The following is a 19,638-nucleotide window of genomic DNA, read 5'->3' as shown; positions in this document are numbered from 1 at the left end:
TCAAATCCTCTTTGCTTAATTCATCCAGCCCTTGACCCAATCCATCACCGATTCAGCAGGGCTTTCGCCACCGCAAGCAGCACCGGGAGGCGGTTCGCTGCCGCGAATATACGGCATCTGCACCGCGCCTGGGCAGCTGGCTTCGGAACCTTGGCCGGTGCGCGAATCGACCCAGGCCTGAACAATGTTGTCCGGCTGCGGCATGTCCAGCGGCAGTGGATCGGCCTTACGCATGAAACTGGTCCAGACTTGCAACGCACCGGTGGCACCGGTGAACGGTGTCTTGCCGTTATCATCGCGCCCCAGCCAGACCACTGCCAGCAGATCCTGACTGAAACCGGCAAACCAGCTGTCCCGCGAATCGTTACTGGTACCGGTCTTGCCAGCCAGGGTCAGGGTTTTCGGCAACACGTTATAAACCGAACTGCCGGTGCCTTCGCGCATGACGCGCTGCATGGCGTTCTGGATCAGGTAAATGGACGCCGGATCAAATTGCTGCTGAATCTGGAACGGATAACGCTTGAGCGGCTCGCCCTCGGCAGTCAGTACGCTGCGAATTCCGCGCATCGGCGTATTGAACCCGCCATTGGCCAGCGTCTGGTACATGGTCGCCACTTCGATCGGGGTCATACCGCCGGCACCGAGCAACATCGACGGGAACGCCGGGAATTCGCGACTCACCCCCAGGCGTGCCAAGGTCTTCAAGACATTCGGCACGCCCACCGCCAACCCGAGACGCGCGGTCGACAGGTTGTAGGAATGCGCCAACCCTTGATAAAGGAACACCGTACCGTGGGAACGGCGATCATAGTTCTGCGGTTTCCAGACCTGACCGTCCGCGCCTTTGACCGAGAAGTAGTCGTCCGACAGCCAACTGGTCAGCGTGTACTGGCTCGGCTTCTCAAGGGCTGTCAGATAAACCGCCGGTTTGATCAAAGAGCCGATCGGTCGCACCGCGTCCAACGCCCGGTTGAAACCGGCAAAACTCGCCTGACGGCTGCCGATCATGGCCTGAACTTCACCGGTTTCCGGGTTGGTCACGACCATCGCCGCTTCCACGTCATCGGCACCCTTGCGACCCGAAAGACGTTTGAACGTGTCGTTGACCGACGCTTCGGCTTTCATCTGCAGGATCGGGTCGAAACTGGTGAAAATCCGCAGCCCCTCTTCGGTCAAGTCTTCGTCGCGGTAGTCTTCGCGCAACTGCCGTTTAACCAGGTCGAGGAAGCCTGGGAACGAGCTGTCAGCCAACTTGCCGCGAGTGGTCACACCCAGAGGCATTTTCTTCGCTGCCTCAACCTGCTCGGCGGTGGCAACGCCTTGTTCCCCCAGAACATCGAGCACCAGATTGCGCCGTTCCAGCGCCCGCTCAGGGTTGCGACGCGGGTTGTAATAGGACGGCCCCTTGACCATGCCCACCAACAAAGCGACTTGATGCAGTTTCAGCTCGGACAATGGCTGCCCGAAGAAGAACTGGCTGGCCAGGCCGAAACCGTGCACCGCGCGCTGACCATCCTGGCCGACGAACACTTCATTGAGGTAAGCCTCAAGAATTTCGCGTTTGTCGTAATGCAACTCAAGCAACAGCGCCATCATGGCTTCGGTGAGCTTACGGGTCAGGCTGCGTTCGCTGGAGAGGTAGAAGTTTTTGACCAACTGTTGCGTCAGCGTACTGCCGCCCTGGGTCATCTTGCCGCCCGAGGTGTTGACGTAGATAGCTCGGGCTATCGACTTCGGCGACACGCCCCAGTGGCTGTAAAAATCCCGGTCTTCTACGGCAACCAGAGTTTCGAGCAGATACGGCGGAACCTGATCGATCTTGATCAGAATGCGGTCTTCAAGGTTTTTCGGGTAAATCCCGCCAATCAGCAGTGGTTCCAGTCGCACCACAGAAAGCTTCGAACCGTTGGTCGCCGAGAGCTCGGCCACGTAATCGCCGGAGAACCGCACGCGCACGGGCTGGGCCGTCTCCATACCTTCATAGAACTGGAAGCCTCGGGTATTCAAGTCGACGGTATTGCCATTGACCGCCGCCGCGCCGGGGCCGTTGCTGACGGCTTCGCGTCGGTAGCCCAAGGCATCGAGCTCGGTGAGGAAGTCATCCTTGCTCAGCTTCTGGCCAGTGAACAGCTCGAGCGGGCGTGCATACACCTTGGCCGGGATGGTCCAGCGCTTTCCGGAGAACTTCTCCTGGACCACGGCGTCGAGGTAAACCGCGAACCCGGCGAGCACCACAAGGCCAACCAGGCTGAGTTTAAGGGCCCAGCCCAGCCAGGGGCGCATGCCCCTGGAAGGTGGTTTTTTGGGGGTACGGGGGGATCGAGTTCGAGTCATGGCGGCGGATTATACGCACTTTATTCATCCTCAACAGGAGCCCGCCGAGGTTTGCGTCGGGCGGACTTGCAGCCATAATGACGACCTTGAATTTTCCCCAGACTCTGAAGGATCGCCTGTGAGCCAATCCCTGATCGCTGCCCTGCAAAACCCGGCCCTCTACCCGCATCCCGTAGAAGGGTTCCAGGTCATCGAGACCCATATTTCCTGGGTGCTGCTCACCGGCCCCTACGCTTATAAAGTGAAGAAGCCGGTGAATTTCGGCTTCCTCGACTTCACCAGCCTTGAAGCTCGCGAGCACTTCTGCGGTGAAGAGCTGCGCCTGAACCAGCGCCTGACCCATGATTTGTATCTTGAAGTGCTGCCGATCACCGGCAGCGCCGAGGCACCACAACTGGGCGGCGATGGTCCGGTCGTCGATTACGTACTGAAAATGCGTCAATTCCCACAAAGCCAGTTGCTCAGCACCTTGCAAGCCAACGGTGAACTGACCACCGCGCACATCGACGAGATGGCCGCGCAGATCGCTCAATTCCACCTCAGCGCACCAAAAGTGCCTGCCGAACACGAAGCCGGCACGCCGGACAGCGTCATGGCGCCGGTACGGCAAAATTTCGAACAAATCCGCCCGTTCCTCAGTGAAAAGGCTGATCTGCTGCAACTCGATGCACTGCAAGCCTGGGCCGAAAGCAGCTTCGAGCGCCTCAAGCCGCTGTTCGTCCAGCGCAAGGCCGACGGTTTCATTCGTGAATGCCATGGCGACATTCACTTGGGCAACGCCACCGTGATCGACGGCAAAGTGGTGATCTTCGACTGCATCGAGTTCAACGAACCGTTCCGCTTTACCGACGTTTACGCCGACACCGGCTTCCTGGCCATGGACCTGGAAGACCGTGGCCTGAAAAGCCTGGCGCGCCGTTTCATCAGCCAATACCTGGAACTGACCGGCGACTATCAGGGCCTGGAACTGCTGAACTTCTACAAAGCCTACCGTGCACTGGTTCGCGCCAAGGTCAGCCTGTTCAGCATGCCGGCCGAGGCCGATCCGGTGCAGCGCGCCACCACCCTGCGCCAGTACCGCAACTACGCCAACCTGGCGGAGAGCTACAGCACCATTCCTTCGCGCTTCCTGGCGATTACCCACGGCGTTTCCGCCGTCGGCAAGAGTCACGTGGCCATGCGCCTGGTGGAAGCGTTGGGCGCCATACGCCTGCGTTCGGATGTCGAACGCAAGCGTATGTTCGGCGAGCAAACCGTACCGAACGACCCTCAGGCCGGCATCTATAATGCCGATGCCAGCGCCGCCACCTACAGCCGTCTGCATGAAGTTGCCGATGTCATTCTGCGTGCCGGTTTCCCGGTGGTGGTCGATGCCACCTACCTCAAGCGCGACCAACGTGATGGCGCGGCAAAAATCGCCGAGGCCACCGGCGCACCGTTCCTGATCCTCGATTGCGACGCACCGCAAGCGGTGATCGAGAGTTGGTTGAAACAACGTCAGGCGGACAACAACGATCCATCCGACGCCAACCTGGCCGTTATCGCCGCCCAGCAAGCCAGCCGCGAGGCCCTGACACCGGCAGAAATCCTCTGCAGCAAACGCGTCCAGACCAATGAAAGTGGCACGCTCGACACCGTCGTTGCGCAGATTCGCCAACGTCTGCCGGGGCTGTAAGAAACTATTTCAGCCGTGAAGCCCTCGCCGGCTTCACGGCCGCCAAATAGTGGCACTATACTGGCGTCATAAAACCATCAGGTGATGTGACATGAGCCAGCCGAAAATCCTCGACACCCCGCTTTATGCCTTGCTGCACAAAGACGACATCACAGGCTTTAACAACGAACGCCCCAAGGATGGCCCCATCGACATGGTCGGTGGCGACTTCCGTGGTCTCGATCTGCGTGAGCTGAACGCCGATGGCATCGACTTCACCGATGCCTATTTCCGCTCCGCCGACTTGCGCGGCATCGACTTTCGCAACGCGTCCCTGGAAGGCGCGAGCCTGGCCCACGCACAGATCTCCGGCGCCTACTTCCCGCCAGAGCTGAGTGCCGATGAGATTCTGATGTCGATGAATTTCGGTACACGCCTGCGTTATCGCGCCCACTAAAGAAGCGACGTTTCACCCAGTCCGGCGCCCTCGCCTTGCGCCGGACTTTGTACTTTTTTGCTCGAAAACTCAGTTCTTCATACGCCTTCGGACGACATCCACCGCCTTTTCCCGCCGCTCCTTGAGTTTGCCTCTTAGAAGCTTTTGCGTCGAAACCGACCAAACAATCACGCTTTTCCTACTGATGGCTACACTGCTGAGAGGCTCGCCCACGCACTGTTCGGCTGTCGCAAGGAGGCTTGATGAATGATGAACTGCAACACCTGAAAAATCTTGGCAAGACATCGGCGCAATGGCTACATGCCGTGGGCATCCACAGTGCCTCGGACTTGCGTCGGCTGGGAGCTGTGGATGCTTATCGGGCCGTGCGCACGCGCGGTTTTCGGGCGTCCAAGGTGTTGTTGTATGCGATCGAAGGCGCGTTGATGGATGTTCACTGGAACGACATTCCCGCCGAGCGCAAGGAAGCCTTGAACAAACAGCTGGATGCTATTTCGTCTCGCCACAAGAATTGAACGGGTAATTTCACTCGAACGCACGGCCTGAAACCTAATGATTACGAGGCTTTCCAGCGAAGGAATGACGTAATTCACGGAAATCAGAAATCAGCGGTTGACTTGGTAATGAGAATCGCTATGATTATCACAACTGGTCGCGAGACTGGTCGATATTTGAAAAGCCCTTGGTTCGGACTCTCAGATATCTCCTCATCAGGCTAATCACGGTTATTTGACCCGGCTCTTGCCGGGTCTTTTTTTGCCTGTGGAAAACTCACCTGACTTTATTGGCCCGACGGCTTGCCAAACTGTTTACGCATTTGCGCGCAGTAGTCCTGCGCAGGCGTGGCGGGCGTATACCAGACGTAATCAGCCATGGCCGGCGTGACCTCCGCGCCCCGCTCCGCCAGCATCAATACCGTTGGCGCCTCGGGCTCACCCAGATCCAGCACATGGATCGGCACCCCAACATCCTTGCGTGCGTGGAACGCGCCGGCAAACAACAGTGAAGGCACCGGTGCCGCCAGTAATCGCTCGGCTATCCGCCGATCACGCTGCTGCTGAACGGCCAGCATCGCGGGCATTTGTGATTCAGGCAGCAAGCCGCAGTGGGAATCGCTGATCTGTGCCAGCAACTCATCCTTGACCGTCGGGGCGTTGGAGCGCGAACCGTTCAATGTCGGCGGATTGGCATAGAAAGCACGAACTTCAAGCATGTCCAGATTAGCCGCCAGCAATGGGTACGGCTGAGTCAGGGCAAAACGAACGATCGGCCCGTACAGATTCCAGTCCCACCCCGGCTGCCAGGCCAATGCACTGGACAAGTCAGTCGGCAACGGTGAAGCATGCCGAACGTCATTGACGCGCACTTGTTGATCCGGCGTGAGCATTTCCAGTAGCAGACTGCCTTGCGGTCGCCACTCACCCAGTGCCTGCAATAACCACAATTGCAGTTGATGGTGATCACGATTGTCATGCCGCTCGCCGACGATCAGCCGCGAAGGCCCAGCCAACCGTGCAAGCAGTTCCTGCGCCGTCAGGATCTGACCGCTGTGCAGATCCCGGATTTCGCCGCTGACCGGCGGCGGTACCGATACATGCTGGCAAGCACTCAGTAACAGCGCAGCCAGAAAAACCATCACGCGTGTTTTCATCCCTAAAACACCTCAGCGGGCGATGATCAGCGGATGCCCACGCTCCGGGTGCGGTTGCACCAATACTTCCAGCCCGAACACGGCCTTGAGCGGCTCTGGGCGCAATACCTGTTCCGGCGTGTCCAGCGCTACGGGACGCCCACCTTCAAGCAGCAACAAGCGATCACAATAACGCGCCGCCAGGTTCAGATCATGCAGGATCACCAGTACCGCCGCGCCGTGATCGGCGAACTCGCGCACCGCTTGCAGGGTCGTGTGCTGATGCAGCGGGTCGAGCATCGACGTCGGTTCATCGAGCAACAGCGTTTGCCCCGCCCCGCCCGGCCAGAGTTGCGCCAGCACTCGTGCCAGATGCACCCGCTGACGCTCGCCGCCGGACAACGCCAGATAACTGCGACCGCTCAAGTGCTCCGCATCGGCCGCATGCAGTGCGGCGGCGACGATCTCGTCATCCCGGACCCGACCGCTTTGATAAGGCAGACGCCCCATACCGACGACCTCTTCGACACGGAAGGCAAAGTCCAGGGTCGACACCTGCGGTAACACCGCCAGACGCTGGGCTCGTTGCGCACCAGGCCAATGACGCAACTCACGCTCATCGAGCCAGACACTGCCTTGGTCCGCATGCAATTCGCCGCTCAGGGCGCCGAGCAACGTGCTTTTACCGGCACCGTTGGGGCCCAGCACGCCAAGGACTTCACCCGGTTCAAGCACAAGGGTGATATCCGTGAGGACAATCTTTCGACCGCGCCGGATTTGCAGATTCTGCGCTCGCAACATCAGGCACGCCCTCTGAGCAGTAAATACAGAAAGAACGGCGCACCGATGAAGGCCGTAACGATCCCGATCGGCAGCTCGGCCGGCGCCAGGGCCAGCCGCGCCACCAGGTCGGCAAACAATAAGAGACTGGCCCCCGCCAATACCGATGCAGGCAACAGCACCCGATGATCGGGGCCGGCCAGCAGCCGTACCAGATGCGGTACCACCAGCCCGACAAACCCGATCATCCCGGCTGCCGCTACCGCCGCACCAACGCCCAGCGCCGTACAGAACACCAGTTCGCGCTTGAGGCCTTCGACGTCGATACCCAGGTGACCGGCCTCCGACTCTCCCAGCAACAATGCATTCAAGGCCTTGGCCCGGCGCGGCAACCACAGCGCCACACCGGTGCTCACCAATAGCAACGGCCAGAGTCGCGAATAACTGGCACCGTTAAGGCTGCCCAGGTTCCAGAATGTCAGGGTGCGCAGAGTCGCGTCATCTGCCAGATAGGTGAACAACCCGACCGCCGAGCCAGCCAAGGCAGTTAACGCAATACCGGCCAGCAACATGGTCGCAACGTTGGTCTGACCATTGTGCCGCCCCAGCCGATAGACCAGCGCCGTCACCCCCAACCCGCCGAGAAACGCGCACACCGACAGCAGATAAGGTCCGAAGGATACAGGCAGACCGCCGAACACCGAGCCGCCGACAATCGCGATGGCCGCGCCCAACGCCGCACCGCTGGACACTCCCACCAATCCCGGGTCGGCCAGCGGGTTGCGAAATAAACCCTGCATCGCTACGCCGGACAGTGCCAGCACACCGCCCACCGCCAATCCCAGCAAGGTACGCGGCAGGCGAATCTGCCCAAGGATCAGCTCAGCCTGCTCCAACCCGTCGGGCGCAATGGGCAAACCGATCAGCCGCAGCGCCGCCCGCAACGTGTCGAACAACGGCAAACTCACCGGCCCCAGCGCCAGCGACAGCCAGATCGCCAGCAAACACAGCAGGCTCAGACCAATGAACAACGCATGAGGTTTAACCAGAAGGGTCATTGACCCGTCGTACCGGGATAGAACAGGTGCATGAACAGCCTCCTTTAAAGGTTTCCCGGGCATAGAGTTGACAGGCCAAGTATCCTCGGCATCCGGCAATCGCCCAGCGGGTGAGCGGGTGAGCGGGTGAGCGGGTGAGCGGCCATTTGATAATTGCTTGCATTTGCACATCAAGCTCGGACATACCTGGTCGCGAGCTGCATGACTTGAGGATAGACATGAAACTTCTTTGCACAGGCGCCGAATTGGCTGACGCCAGCAGTCGCGGTTTCGACGTCGACGGTCAGAAGCTTCTGGCCGTGCGCCGAGGCGGTCGAGTGTATGTGTATGAAAATCGTTGCCCGCACCGTGGCGTCGGACTGGAATGGAAACCCGACCAGTTTCTCGACCCCAGCAACAGCCTGATCCAGTGCGCCACCCACGGCGCACTGTTTCTGATCGAGGACGGCGAATGCGTCGCCGGACCGTGCGCCGGACAATCCCTGACCACCATCCCCTGCTGCGAAGATGAGCAAGGAATCTGGGTCACGCTCTAACCGTTCAACAACACATCCAGCCGCCGATCGACCACCATCTCTTCGTGGGTCAAGCGCACGCCATACGCCAACACTTCGACTCCGCACGCTACCGCTTCGCGTAACGCCGCCGCATAGGCCGAATCGATTTCCTCTGCTGGACGCACGGAGTCAACGCCGGTCAGATTCACACAATACAACTGCACAGCGCGAATCCCGTCCCGGGCCAAATGGGCCAGTTCACGCAAATGCTTGGCTCCGCGCTGGGTCACCGCGTCAGGAAACGCCGCCACCGCCGAGCCATCGAAGCCCAGGGTGACGCTTTTGACTTCGACATAGGCTGGCCCGCTCGGATAATCGAGACGGAAATCAATGCGGCTGCTTTCCTGACCATAGGCCACTTCGCGCTTCAGTTCGGTAAAACCGTTCAACTCGGTGATGACATTGGCGCGCAACGCCTCCTCGATCAAACCGTTGGCACGCCCGGTGTTCACGCAGAACAGCCGCCCCTGTGGGGTTTCGCCGATTTCCCAGGTGCCGGGCAACTTGCGTTTGGGGTCGCTGGAGCGGCTAAACCAGACTTGCCCGCCTTCGACCTGGCAATTAAGCATCGAACCGGTGTTCGGGCAGTGAATGGTCAGCAACTCGCCGCTAACGGTTTCGATATCGGCAAGAAAACGTTTGTAGCGACGAATCAAGCGACCTTCTTCCAGGGGAGGATGAAAGCGCATCAGCCTTGCCAGCTCTTCAAACCGCGGGCGATCCGCTCGACCGCTTCTTGCAAGCGCGGAAGACTTTGGGTGTAGGCAAAGCGTACGTGATGCCCGGCCTGATGGCGGCCGAAGTCCAGGCCCGGCGTGATAGCAACGTGCTCGGTTTCGAGAAAGTGCTGGCAGAACGCGAAGGCATCACCGCCGAATTTGCTGATATCGGCGTACAAATAGAACGCGCCTTCGGGCTCCACGGCGATACCGAAGCCCAACTCCCGCAAGGCGGGCAGCAGGAAATCACGACGTCGACCAAACTCGGCGCGGCGCTCCTCGAAAATGCGGATGGTGGCGGGTTCGAAGCAGGCCAGTGCGGCGTGCTGGGCCATGCTCGGCGCGCTGATGTAGAGGTTCTGGGCGAGTTTCTCCAGCTCACCGACCGCCGCTTCAGGCGCGACCAACCAACCGAGGCGCCAGCCAGTCATGCCGAAATACTTGGAGAAACTATTGAGGACAAAGGCGCTGTCATCGACTTCCAGCACGCTGGTCGCATCCGTGCCGTAAGTCAGGCCATGGTAGATCTCGTCGACCACCAAATGACCGTGGCGAGCCTTGATCGCCGCAGACAGCCCGGCCAATTCGTCGCGGGTCAGGATGGTCCCGGTCGGGTTGGCCGGCGATGCCACCAGAGCACCGACGCTGTCATGATCCCAGTGACGCGCGACCAGGTCCGGGGTCAGCTGATAACGCACGTCCGGGCCGACCGGCACCAGTTGCGCAGCACCTTCCACCAGCCGCAGGAAGTGCCGGTTGCACGGGTAACCCGGATCTGCCAGCAACCAGTGTTTGCCTGGGTCCACCAGCAAGGCCGTGGCCAACAACAAGGCGCCTGAACCGCCGGGCGTGATGAGGATGCGTCGCGGATCGATGTTCAGCCCGTAACGCTGCTGATAAAAGCCCGAAATGGCCTCACGCAGCTCGGGAGTGCCGCGGGCAGCGGTGTAACGAGTCTTCCCCGCCGCCAGCGCAGCCTGGCCGGCCTGGATGATCGGCTCGGCGGTGGTGAAGTCCGGCTCGCCGATTTCCAGGTGAATCACGTCGTGGCCGGCCGCTTGCAGCTCATTGGCCCGCGCCAGCAGGGCCATGACGTGGAACGGTTCGATAGCGCGACTGCGCGCACTGTAGGACGGAGCCATTAGCCTTCCTTACAACGAGGAAAAGAATCGATTCTACCCAAGCGCAGGAACGGGCGAGAACCTAAAGCGGTCAGAGCCTATATAACGCTGGTTTCAAACGGTTCAAGCGTATGCTCCAGGTTTGACTAAAATCAATAATTGATCAGGTCTCCGGAGCCACCAGACAAGGCTTTGCAAACTTTTGCAAGCACCGCAGGCCGCGGGCTCGACATCAGGGAGTAGCGCGGTCCGATTTGATCTGGTAAGTTCGCCCGCTTGCAGCCGCAGGGCCGGCAGGTGTCGGTGATGGAGCAATCCTGCGCAATGGATTACAAGAGTAGAGGCGGTCCATTTCATGCCCACCCAAGCAAAGCAACAGCAGAACCAGTCGATCAGCGGCTTCGAACCCTACAAAGAAGTAAAGGGCGAAGAGTACATGGGCAAGCCCATGCGCGCGCACTTCACCAAGATCCTGAACAAGTGGAAACAGGACTTGATGCAGGAAGTCGACCGTACTGTTGATCACATGAAAGACGAAGCGGCCAACTTTCCTGACCCGGCAGACCGTGCCAGCCAGGAAGAGGAATTCAGCCTCGAATTGCGCGCCCGCGACCGCGAGCGCAAGCTGATCAAGAAAATCGACAAAACCCTGCAATTGATCGAAGACGAAGAATACGGCTGGTGCGAATCGTGCGGCGTCGAAATCGGCGTCAAGCGACTGGAAGCCCGCCCTACCGCCGACATGTGCGTTGACTGCAAGACCCTGGCGGAAATCAAGGAAAAGCAAGTCGGCAAGTGATCTTGGCGACTTGAACGAAGAACGGAGCGTGCGAACGCTCCGTTTTTTGTTTCTGAATTTCGCCTTGGCAGAAAACCTGTGGGAGCGAGCCTGCTCGCGAATGCGGTGTGTCAGGCAACACCAATGTTGGAGCTGATGGCCCCTTCGCGAGCAAGCTCGCTCCCACAGGGACTTGCGCACGACCAGAGAAAGTAACATTCGTCCATGACTGCCACGACTTCCCCTCTCTATATCGGGCGCTTCGCCCCCACCCCCAGTGGGCATCTGCATTTCGGTTCGCTGGTCGCAGCACTGGCCTCCTACCTAGACGCCCGTGCGGTCGGTGGCCGTTGGTTGGTGCGCATGGAAGATCTCGATCCGCCGCGCGAAGAACCCGGTGCTCAGGCGGCGATTCTCAAGGCACTGGAATGCTACGGTTTCGAGTGGGATGGCGACATGGTCCGACAGAGTGACCGGCACGCTGCCTACGACGAAGTCATCAATCGCCTGTTCAATCAGGGCCTGGCCTACGCTTGCACCTGTTCGCGCAAGCAACTGGAGCCGTACCACGGCATCTATCCCGGGTTCTGCCGCAACGCGGGGCACGGCACCGAGAACGCGGCGATTCGCCTGCGCGTACCGGAGCTGGAATACCACTTCATCGACCGGGTGCAGGGCGAGTTCCGTCAACACCTGGGGCGTGAGGTTGGCGATTTCGTGATCCGCCGCCGCGACGGGTTCTATGCCTATCAATTGGCGGTGGTACTGGACGACGCCTGGCAAGGCATCACCGATATCGTGCGCGGCGCCGATTTACTGGATTCCACGCCACGCCAACTCTATCTGCAAGAACTGCTTGGCCTGCCGCAACCGCGCTACCTGCACATCCCGCTGATTACCCAGCCGGACGGCCACAAACTCGGCAAATCCTATCGCTCGCCACCGCTGGCCGAAGATCAGGCCACGCCGCTGTTACTGCGTGCATTGCGGGCACTGGGGCACAAGCCTGTGATCGAACTGAATGACGCCACACCACGGGAAGTGCTGAACTGGGGCATTGCCCACTGGGATGCATCGCTGATCCCGCGCACACTGACACTGCCCGAAGCGCAACTGCAGTGATGCCACTTGCAGTGGCGCGCCCATCCGTTACCATCGCCGCACGTTTTCGGGCACGCGCATAAAAGAGAGAGGCCGGGATGTACATCTATCGCTTGGTCCTGCTCCTGGTAGTGGGGATTTATCTGTTTTCCCCGGCCATCATGGATTGGTGGATCGACGCCACGGGCGCCTGGTATCGCCCTTATTTGCTCTGGCTGATTCTGATCGTCGTGACCTTCATCCTGCAGAGCCAAAAAGATGCCGATGAGCTTTAGCCTGACCCAGATGATCCTGATCAGCGCCGCGTACCTGGCGGTGCTGTTCGGTGTGGCCTGGATCAGCGAACGGGGCATGATCCCCCGGGCGATCATTCGCCACCCGCTGACGTACACCCTGTCGCTGGGTGTATACGCCAGTGCCTGGGCGTTTTACGGTACGGTGGGCCTGGCCTATCAGTACGGTTATGGCTTTCTGTCCAGTTACCTCGGGGTTTCCGGAGCCTTTCTGCTGGCGCCCGTGCTCTTGTACCCGATCCTGAAAATCACCCGCACTTATCAACTCTCGTCCCTGGCCGACCTGTTCGCGTTTCGTTTCCGCAGCACCTGGGCGGGTGCACTCACCACGATCTTCATGCTGATCGGCGTGCTGCCGTTGCTGGCGTTGCAGATTCAGGCGGTGGCAGACTCCATCAGCATCCTCACTCGCGAGCCGGTACAGCATCGCGTGGCCCTGAGCTTCTGCGCGCTGATTACGCTGTTCACGATTTTCTTCGGCTCGCGCCATATCGCCACCCGTGAGAAGCATGAAGGCCTGGTGTTCGCGATTGCCTTCGAGTCAGTGATCAAGTTGATCGCGCTTGGCGGTGTCGGTCTGTATGCACTGTATGGCGTGTTCGACGGCCCGCAGCAGCTGGAACTGTGGCTGCTGCAAAACCAGACCGCCCTCGCCGCCCTGCATACGCCATTGCAGGAAGGCCCGTGGCGCACGCTGCTGTTGGTGTTCTTCGCCTCGGCGATCGTGATGCCGCACATGTATCACATGACCTTTACCGAAAATCTCAACCCGCGCTCGCTGGTCAGTGCTAGCTGGGGTTTACCGCTGTTTCTGCTGTTGATGAGCCTCGCGGTGCCGCTGATTCTCTGGGCCGGGCTGAAACTCGGCGCCACGACCAATCCGGAATACTTCACCCTGGGCATCGGCATCGCCGCCAATAGCAAAGCCCTTGCGCTATTGGCCTATGTCGGCGGATTGTCGGCGGCCAGCGGCCTGATCATCGTCACCACGCTGGCACTGTCGGGGATGGCGTTGAACCATCTGGTGCTGCCGCTCTATCAGCCGCCGGCCGAAGGCAATATCTACCGTTGGCTGAAATGGACCCGCCGGGCACTGATCGTCGCGATCATCATGGCCGGTTACGGTTTCTACCTGATGCTGGGCGCCGAGCAAGACTTGGCTAACCTCGGCATCGTCGCCTTCGTCGCCACGTTGCAGTTCCTGCCGGGGGTATTGTCAGTGCTGTACTGGCCGACCGCCAACCGTCGCGGCTTCATCGCAGGCCTGCTGGCGGGGATTCTGGTGTGGGTGGTGACCATGCTGCTGCCGCTGGTCGGCAATCTGCAGGGCTTCTACATTCCGCTGCTGAACATGATTTACGTGCTGGACGACACCAGCTGGCACATGGCAGCGATTGCCTCGCTGGCCGCCAACGTGCTGATGTTCACGCTGATCTCGTTGTTCACCAATGCCAGCCCCGAAGAGGCCAGCGCCGCCGAAGCCTGCGCGGTGGACAACGTTCGCCGCCCGCAACGCCGCGAACTGCACGCTGCCTCGCCTCAGGAGTTCGCCACGCAGCTTGCAAAACCATTGGGCGCCAAGGCTGCCCAGAAAGAAGTCGAACAAGCCCTGCGTGACCTCTATCTGCCGTTCGACGAGCGCCGGCCATACGCCTTGCGCCGCTTGCGCGACCGAATCGAAGCCAACCTGTCCGGCCTGATGGGGCCAAGCGTGGCGCAGGACATGGTCGAAACCTTCCTGCCCTACAAGGCTGGCGGCGAAAACTACGTCACCGAAGACATCCACTTCATCGAAAGTCGCCTCGAGGATTACCACTCGCGCCTCACCGGCCTTGCCGCCGAACTCGATGCCCTGCGCCGCTACCACCGCCAGACCTTGCAGGAACTGCCGATGGGCGTGTGCTCGCTGGCCAAGGATCAGGAAATCCTCATGTGGAACAAAGCCATGGAGGAACTGACCGGAATTGCCGCGCAGCGTGTGGTGGGTTCACGCCTGAGCACCATTGCCGATCCGTGGAAAGAACTGCTGCAAGGCTTCATCAATCTGCCGGACGAGCACTTGCACAAGCAGCACCTGGCCCTCGACGGCCAGACCCGCTGGCTGAACCTGCACAAAGCGGCGATCGACGAACCGCTGGCGCCGGGTAACAGCGGCCTGGTGCTGCTGGTGGAAGACCTGACCGAAACCCAGATGCTCGAAGATAAACTGGTGCACTCCGAGCGCCTGGCCAGCATCGGCCGACTGGCGGCCGGTGTGGCCCATGAAATCGGCAACCCGATCACCGGCATTGCCTGCCTCGCGCAAAACTTGCGCGAAGAGCGTGAAGAAGACAGCGAGTTGACGGAAATAAGCGGGCAGATTCTGGAGCAGACCAAACGTGTGTCGCGCATCGTTCAGTCGCTGATGAGTTTCGCCCATGCCGGCAGTCATCAGCACAGCGACGAGCCCGTCTGTCTGGCGGAAGTGGCCCAGGATGCCATCGGCCTGCTTGCCCTGAACCGGCGCAATTTCGAAGTACAGTTCTACAACCTGTGTGACCCCGATCACTGGGTCGAAGGCGACCCGCAGCGGCTCGCCCAGGTATTGATCAACCTGCTCTCAAACGCCCGCGACGCCTCACCTGCGGGCAGTGCGGTGCGAGTCAAAAGCGAAGCCGGCGAACACACGGTCGATCTGATCGTCGAAGACGAAGGCAGCGGTATTCCCTCGAGCATCATGGACCGACTGTTCGAACCTTTCTTCACCACCAAGGATCCTGGCGAAGGCACCGGTCTGGGCCTTGCACTAGTCTATTCCATCGTTGAAGAGCATTATGGACAAATCACCATCGACAGCCCGGCTGATGTTCAAAGCCAACGCGGCACCCGTATCCGGGTGACTTTGCCGCGTCATGTCGAAGCGACGTCCGCTGTGAACTGAGACCGTCGAGAGTATCGAATCAATGCCGCACATTTTGATCGTCGAAGACGAAACAATTATCCGCTCCGCCTTGCGCCGTCTGCTGGAACGTAACCAGTACCAGGTCAGCGAAGCCGGATCCGTGCAGGAAGCACAAGAGCGTTTCAGCATTCCCACGTTTGACCTGATCGTCAGCGACCTGCGCCTGCCGGGCGCACCTGGCACCGAGTTGATCAAACTTGGTCAAGGCACTCCGGTGCTGATCATGACCAGTTACGCCAGCCTGCGTTCGGCCGTCGACTCAATGAAGATGGGCGCGGTGGATTACATCGCCAAGCCTTTCGATCACGACGAAATGCTCCAGGCCGTCGCACGAATCCTGCGTGACCGGCAATCGGCGCAAGCCAGCGGTGAGCCGGTCGTCGGCAAAGCTTCCAATGGCGCCGCGAAAAGCGGTGTCGATAACAGCAACGGCGAAATCGGCATCATCGGCTCGTGCCCGCCGATGCAGGACCTATACAGCAAGATCCGCAAAGTCGCGCCGACCGATTCCAACGTTCTGATCCAGGGTGAATCCGGTACCGGTAAAGAACTGGTAGCACGCGCCCTGCACAACCTGTCCAAACGCGCCAAGGCCCCGATGATTTCGGTGAACTGCGCGGCCATTCCGGAAAGCCTGATCGAGTCCGAACTGTTCGGCCACGAAAAAGGCGCGTTCACCGGCGCCAGCGCCGGGCGTGCCGGGTTGGTGGAAGCAGCGGACGGCGGCACCTTGTTCCTTGATGAAATCGGCGAACTGCCACTGGAAGCCCAGGCCCGCCTGTTGCGGGTGTTGCAGGAAGGTGAAATCCGCCGGGTCGGCTCGGTGCAGTCGCAGAAGGTCGATGTACGCTTGATCGCCGCGACCCACCGGGACCTCAAGAGCCTGGCGAAGATCGGCCAGTTCCGTGAAGACTTGTATTACCGCCTCCACGTGATCGCCCTGAAACTGCCGGCCCTGCGCGAACGCGGCGCGGACGTCAACGAAATTGCCAATGCTTTCCTCGCAAGGCAGAGCGCGCGGGTCAACCGCACCGATCTGAAATTCGCCCCGGATGCCGAGCAGGCGATTCGGCATTACTCCTGGCCGGGTAACGTTCGCGAGCTGGAAAACGCGGTCGAGCGCGCGGTGATCCTGTGCGAGAGCCCGGAGATTTCCGCCGAGCTGTTGGGTATCGACATCGAACTCAGCGATCTGGAAGACGACGACTTCATTGGCCTGGCGCCCCAACAGGGCAACAATGCCGGTAACACCAGCCACGAACCGACCGAAGACCTGTCACTGGAAGACTACTTCCAGCACTTCGTTCTCGAGCATCAGGACCACATGACCGAAACCGAACTGGCCCGAAAACTCGGGGTCAGTCGCAAATGCCTGTGGGAGCGCCGTCAGCGCCTGGGTATCCCGCGGCGCAAGACCGGGGTGGCCAGCGAGAGCTGAACCGCACCTGTCGCAGGGGCGGGTAACACGTGACATTGTGGAAAAACTGTTACCTCAGCTTTATCACGTAACAGAAGCCGGGGCTTACGGTAACGAAGCCCCGGTTTTTTTTGGCCTCGAAAAACACCATTAGCCCGCCTAAGCCCTTGTTTTACTGGACCTCACAAAAGTTGGCACGCCCCCTGCTATATGTTTAGTACAAGAACAATAACAAGCAATGCACAAGACAATAAAAATAAGACGAATCGACTCACGCACAATAAAAACAAGACGGCGAGAGGCGTAGCTAACTGATTCTTTTGGAGAGGCGTTGTATTTGGGGCTTGCCCCACGACCAGGCCGAGAACAATAAAAACTGTCCTAAGACAGTGCCTGAACTGGTTGGATCTCACGATCATTGCAACACAGCGACCAAAGCAATCCGTTTGCTCTTGGCTCCCGATTGGGAGGGTCATGAAGGAAAACTTCATGGCGAGGGCGCTCAACAAAAACAAGAAGCCCGAAACCAATAATAAAAATAGAGCACGCAACTACTTCTGGGGGAGCTTCGGCTCCCCTTGTGGTTTCTGGCGTTTGGTCCCGTAGTAGACATCCCCTTCAAGCGCTTGCGCAGCTTCCTACACCATCCCCCGACTAAATGCTAGAATCCCCGCCCATCATGCGGTCATTCTTCGTTATGGCCGAACATTCCTTCAAACAGTGCATCCCATGCTGAAGAAGCTGTTCCAGTCATTCCGTTCTCCCAAGCGTCATACGCAACACATTCGCAGTACGCCTGAAGTGCTCAACAGCGGCCAACATTCGCTGCAAAAGGCGCAATTCAGCCGTTATGCGGTGAATATCGTCGAACGCCTGCAGAACGCCGGTTACCAGGCTTACCTGGTCGGCGGCTGTGTGCGTGACATGCTGCTCGGCATCACGCCGAAAGATTTCGACGTCGCCACCAGCGCCACACCTGAACAGGTACGCGCCGAATTCCGCAACGCGCGGATCATCGGTCGTCGCTTCAAACTGGTGCATATCCACTTTGGTCGCGAAATCATCGAAGTCGCGACCTTTCGCGCCAATCACCCGCAAAACGACGAGGACGAAGACAGCAACCAGTCTTCCCGTAACGAAAGCGGGCGCATTCTGCGCGACAACGTTTACGGCACCCTGGAAGAAGACGCGCAACGCCGCGACTTCACCATCAACGCCTTGTATTACGATCCGGTCAGCGAGCGCATTCTCGACTACGCCAATGGCGTACACGACATCCGCAATCACCTGATCCGCCTGATCGGCGATCCGAAGCAACGCTACCAGGAAGACCCGGTGCGGATGCTGCGGGCCGTGCGTTTCGCCGCCAAGCTGAATTTCGGCATCGAAAAACACAGCGCCCTGCCGATCCGCGATCTGGCACCGATGCTGCGCGAGATTCCATCAGCCCGTCTGTTCGAAGAAGTGCTCAAGCTGTTCCTCTCCGGCCATGCCGCGGACACCTTCGAGATGCTGGTCGACTTGCAGCTGTTCGATCCGCTGTTCCCGGCCAGTGCCGAAGCGCTGGAATACAACCCGACCTACACCCATACGCTGATCAGCGAAGCGCTGATCAATACAGACCTGCGGATCAAGCAGAACAAACCGGTCACCCCGGCGTTCCTGTTTGCAGCATTACTGTGGCCTGCCCTGCCGGCTCGCGTGTTGCGCCTGCAAGAACGTGGCATGCCGCCGATACCGGCGATGCAGGAAGCGGCGCACGAGTTGATTGCCGAACAGTGTCAACGGATCGCAATCCCGAAACGCTTCACGATGCCGATCCGCGAGATCTGGGACATGCAGGAGCGTCTGCCACGGCGCAGCGGCAAACGAGCCGACCTGTTGCTGGACAACCCGCGGTTCCGCGCCGGTTATGACTTCTTGCTGCTGCGCGAAAGCGCCGGGGAGCAGACCGATGGCCTGGGCGAATGGTGGACTGACTATCAGGACGCCAACGACAGCGAACGCCGGGACATGATCCGCGACCTCAGCGGCAAGGACGACGGTACCGGAGCTCCACGCAAACGTCGCCGCAGCGGCGGCGCCAAGCGCAAACGCGCTGCCGGTGCCTCGAGCGCTACAGGCGAGTAGGTCATGGAACGCATCTACATCGGCATGGGCAGCAATCTGGCTGACCCCGCCGCACAGTTACGCAGCGCTATCGAGGCGTTGTCGCAGTTGCCGCAGACCCAACTGGTCGGCGTTTCGGCGTTTTATCAAAGCGACTCGCTGCTGCCCGGCCAACCGCGTTACACCAACGCGGTTGCCGCCCTCGACAGCCGCCTCGCGCCGCTGGAGCTGCTTGATGCGCTGCAAGCCATCGAGAACGGACAAGGTCGCGAGCGCCTTGAACGTTGGGGCCCGCGCACGCTGGATCTGGACATCGTGCTGTTCGGCGATCGACTGATCGACGAACCCCGCCTCAAAGTCCCCCACTACCACCTGCAAGAACGGGCTTTCGTGCTCTATCCGTTGGCCGAGCTGGCACCGGCGGATCTGCGCCTGGCCGATGGCCGCAGCCTCACAGAATTACTCGCCGCCTGCCCGTTCGTCGGGTTGGAACGCATCTCCCCGAATTGACAAAACTCCCTGTGGGAGCGGGTTTTCCCGCGATGGCGGACTATTAGTCAACATTGATGTTGAATGTAAAGTCGCTATCGCGGGCAAGCCCGCTCCCACAATGGTTTCTGTCGTATCTACTGAATCGCACCAGTAACGCCGGTAACACCCCACGCGTAACAATGCGGTAACACACGTAA

17 protein-coding genes are annotated in these 19,638 nt (G+C 59.8%); 11 read left to right on the top strand and 6 right to left on the bottom strand.

Annotation, left to right across the window (positions count from 1 at the left end; translation table 11 throughout):
* Positions 1-15: 15 nt before the first annotated feature.
* Positions 16-2,334 carry a penicillin-binding protein 1B gene (gene mrcB / locus AACY49_RS21855; RefSeq protein ID WP_339526337.1) on the bottom strand — a complete coding sequence of 773 codons (2,319 nt, stop codon included), beginning with the start codon at positions 2,332-2,334 and terminating at the stop codon, positions 16-18.
* Between the two features lie 118 nt (positions 2,335-2,452).
* Between mrcB and AACY49_RS21850 the strand changes: the two genes are divergently transcribed.
* From AACY49_RS21850 to AACY49_RS21840, 3 genes are all read left to right on the top strand, one after another.
* Positions 2,453-4,009 carry a bifunctional aminoglycoside phosphotransferase/ATP-binding protein gene (locus AACY49_RS21850; RefSeq protein ID WP_339526335.1) on the top strand — a complete coding sequence of 519 codons (1,557 nt, stop codon included), beginning with the start codon at positions 2,453-2,455 and terminating at the stop codon, positions 4,007-4,009.
* Positions 4,010-4,100: 91 nt separating this feature from the next.
* Positions 4,101-4,445 carry a pentapeptide repeat-containing protein gene (locus AACY49_RS21845; protein WP_339526333.1) on the top strand — a complete coding sequence of 115 codons (345 nt, stop codon included), beginning with the start codon at positions 4,101-4,103 and terminating at the stop codon, positions 4,443-4,445.
* Positions 4,446-4,687: 242 nt separating this feature from the next.
* Positions 4,688-4,960 (top strand): TfoX/Sxy family protein, encoded by a 273-nt coding sequence (locus AACY49_RS21840; RefSeq protein ID WP_009050884.1) that lies wholly within the window; start codon positions 4,688-4,690, stop codon positions 4,958-4,960.
* Positions 4,961-5,226: 266 nt separating this feature from the next.
* Here the strand turns inward: AACY49_RS21840 and AACY49_RS21835 are convergent, their stop codons facing one another.
* From AACY49_RS21835 to AACY49_RS21825, 3 genes are read right to left on the bottom strand one after another with little or no spacing between them, the layout of a single operon-like run.
* Positions 5,227-6,096, bottom strand: coding sequence for a ChaN family lipoprotein (locus AACY49_RS21835; RefSeq protein ID WP_339526331.1), 870 nt, complete (start codon positions 6,094-6,096; stop codon positions 5,227-5,229).
* A gap of 12 nt (positions 6,097-6,108) precedes the next feature.
* Complete coding sequence (locus AACY49_RS21830; protein WP_339526329.1) at positions 6,109-6,876, bottom strand: heme ABC transporter ATP-binding protein; 768 nt, start codon at positions 6,874-6,876, stop codon at positions 6,109-6,111.
* Positions 6,876-7,859, bottom strand: a complete 984-nt coding sequence (locus AACY49_RS21825) for a FecCD family ABC transporter permease (RefSeq protein ID WP_258700656.1) — start codon at positions 7,857-7,859, stop codon at positions 6,876-6,878. Before AACY49_RS21825 ends, AACY49_RS21830 begins: the two co-directional genes overlap by 1 nt.
* 272 nt (positions 7,860-8,131) lie before the next feature.
* On the opposite strand from AACY49_RS21825, the gene AACY49_RS21820 reads away from it, so the two are divergent.
* Complete coding sequence (locus AACY49_RS21820) at positions 8,132-8,449, top strand: Rieske (2Fe-2S) protein (RefSeq protein ID WP_258699057.1); 318 nt, start codon at positions 8,132-8,134, stop codon at positions 8,447-8,449.
* On the opposite strand, the gene sfsA is transcribed toward AACY49_RS21820, so the two are convergent.
* Positions 8,446-9,159: a DNA/RNA nuclease SfsA gene (gene sfsA / locus AACY49_RS21815; protein WP_339526327.1), complete on the bottom strand. Its 714-nt coding sequence runs from the start codon at positions 9,157-9,159 to the stop codon at positions 8,446-8,448. The two genes, AACY49_RS21820 and sfsA, sit on opposite strands and share 4 nt — an antisense overlap.
* Positions 9,159-10,331: a pyridoxal phosphate-dependent aminotransferase gene (locus tag AACY49_RS21810; protein ID WP_258699055.1), complete on the bottom strand. Its 1,173-nt coding sequence runs from the start codon at positions 10,329-10,331 to the stop codon at positions 9,159-9,161. The genes sfsA and AACY49_RS21810 overlap by 1 nt, the downstream gene beginning before the upstream one ends.
* Before the next feature lie 334 nt (positions 10,332-10,665).
* Here AACY49_RS21810 and dksA point away from each other — a divergent pair, with 334 nt between their 5' ends.
* The 7 genes from dksA to folK all read left to right on the top strand — a co-directional run bounded on the left by dksA (position 10,666) and on the right by folK (position 19,459).
* Positions 10,666-11,109, top strand: a complete 444-nt coding sequence (gene dksA, locus AACY49_RS21805) for an RNA polymerase-binding protein DksA (protein WP_030130357.1) — start codon at positions 10,666-10,668, stop codon at positions 11,107-11,109.
* A 204-nt stretch (positions 11,110-11,313) separates the two neighbouring features.
* On the top strand, positions 11,314-12,210 hold the full coding sequence (gluQRS, locus tag AACY49_RS21800; RefSeq protein WP_258699054.1) for a tRNA glutamyl-Q(34) synthetase GluQRS: 897 nt from the start codon (positions 11,314-11,316) through the stop codon (positions 12,208-12,210).
* A 77-nt stretch (positions 12,211-12,287) separates the two neighbouring features.
* Positions 12,288-12,464: a hypothetical protein gene (locus AACY49_RS21795; protein WP_003176118.1), complete on the top strand. Its 177-nt coding sequence runs from the start codon at positions 12,288-12,290 to the stop codon at positions 12,462-12,464.
* Positions 12,448-15,402 (top strand): sensor histidine kinase, encoded by a 2,955-nt coding sequence (locus tag AACY49_RS21790; RefSeq protein ID WP_258699053.1) that lies wholly within the window; start codon positions 12,448-12,450, stop codon positions 15,400-15,402. The genes AACY49_RS21795 and AACY49_RS21790 overlap by 17 nt, the downstream gene beginning before the upstream one ends.
* A gap of 22 nt (positions 15,403-15,424) precedes the next feature.
* Positions 15,425-16,861 (top strand): sigma-54-dependent transcriptional regulator, encoded by a 1,437-nt coding sequence (locus AACY49_RS21785; RefSeq protein ID WP_258699052.1) that lies wholly within the window; start codon positions 15,425-15,427, stop codon positions 16,859-16,861.
* 708 nt (positions 16,862-17,569) lie between these two features.
* On the top strand, positions 17,570-18,970 hold the full coding sequence (locus tag AACY49_RS21780) for a polynucleotide adenylyltransferase PcnB (RefSeq protein WP_258699051.1): 1,401 nt from the start codon (positions 17,570-17,572) through the stop codon (positions 18,968-18,970).
* A 3-nt stretch (positions 18,971-18,973) separates the two neighbouring features.
* Positions 18,974-19,459, top strand: a complete 486-nt coding sequence (gene folK, locus AACY49_RS21775) for a 2-amino-4-hydroxy-6-hydroxymethyldihydropteridine diphosphokinase (RefSeq protein ID WP_339526322.1) — start codon at positions 18,974-18,976, stop codon at positions 19,457-19,459.
* Positions 19,460-19,638 lie beyond the last annotated feature (179 nt).

Source organism: Pseudomonas sp. EL_65y_Pfl2_R96 (assembly GCF_963970905.1).
GTDB lineage: Bacteria > Pseudomonadota > Gammaproteobacteria > Pseudomonadales > Pseudomonadaceae > Aquipseudomonas.
The sequence above is the reverse complement of the archived record's forward strand: the minus strand, read 5'-3'. Positions and strand labels throughout refer to the sequence as shown.

Excerpts from the sequence above, each read along its gene's own strand:
- folK (WP_339526322.1), top strand. The coding sequence starts at position 18,974 with ATGGAACGCATCTACATCGGCATGGGCAGCAATCTGGCTGACCCCGCC.
- AACY49_RS21830 (WP_339526329.1), bottom strand. The coding sequence starts at position 6,876 with ATGTTGCGAGCGCAGAATCTGCAAATCCGGCGCGGTCGAAAGATTGTC.
- AACY49_RS21790 (WP_258699053.1), top strand. The coding sequence starts at position 12,448 with ATGCCGATGAGCTTTAGCCTGACCCAGATGATCCTGATCAGCGCCGCG.
- dksA (WP_030130357.1), top strand. The coding sequence starts at position 10,666 with ATGCCCACCCAAGCAAAGCAACAGCAGAACCAGTCGATCAGCGGCTTC.
- AACY49_RS21845 (WP_339526333.1), top strand. The coding sequence starts at position 4,101 with ATGAGCCAGCCGAAAATCCTCGACACCCCGCTTTATGCCTTGCTGCAC.
- AACY49_RS21835 (WP_339526331.1), bottom strand. The coding sequence starts at position 6,096 with ATGAAAACACGCGTGATGGTTTTTCTGGCTGCGCTGTTACTGAGTGCT.
- gluQRS (WP_258699054.1), top strand. The coding sequence starts at position 11,314 with ATGACTGCCACGACTTCCCCTCTCTATATCGGGCGCTTCGCCCCCACC.
- AACY49_RS21820 (WP_258699057.1), top strand. The coding sequence starts at position 8,132 with ATGAAACTTCTTTGCACAGGCGCCGAATTGGCTGACGCCAGCAGTCGC.
- AACY49_RS21840 (WP_009050884.1), top strand. The coding sequence starts at position 4,688 with ATGAATGATGAACTGCAACACCTGAAAAATCTTGGCAAGACATCGGCG.
- AACY49_RS21785 (WP_258699052.1), top strand. The coding sequence starts at position 15,425 with ATGCCGCACATTTTGATCGTCGAAGACGAAACAATTATCCGCTCCGCC.
- sfsA (WP_339526327.1), bottom strand. The coding sequence starts at position 9,159 with ATGCGCTTTCATCCTCCCCTGGAAGAAGGTCGCTTGATTCGTCGCTAC.
- AACY49_RS21795 (WP_003176118.1), top strand. The coding sequence starts at position 12,288 with ATGTACATCTATCGCTTGGTCCTGCTCCTGGTAGTGGGGATTTATCTG.
- AACY49_RS21780 (WP_258699051.1), top strand. The coding sequence starts at position 17,570 with ATGCTGAAGAAGCTGTTCCAGTCATTCCGTTCTCCCAAGCGTCATACG.
- mrcB (WP_339526337.1), bottom strand. The coding sequence starts at position 2,334 with ATGACTCGAACTCGATCCCCCCGTACCCCCAAAAAACCACCTTCCAGG.
- AACY49_RS21810 (WP_258699055.1), bottom strand. The coding sequence starts at position 10,331 with ATGGCTCCGTCCTACAGTGCGCGCAGTCGCGCTATCGAACCGTTCCAC.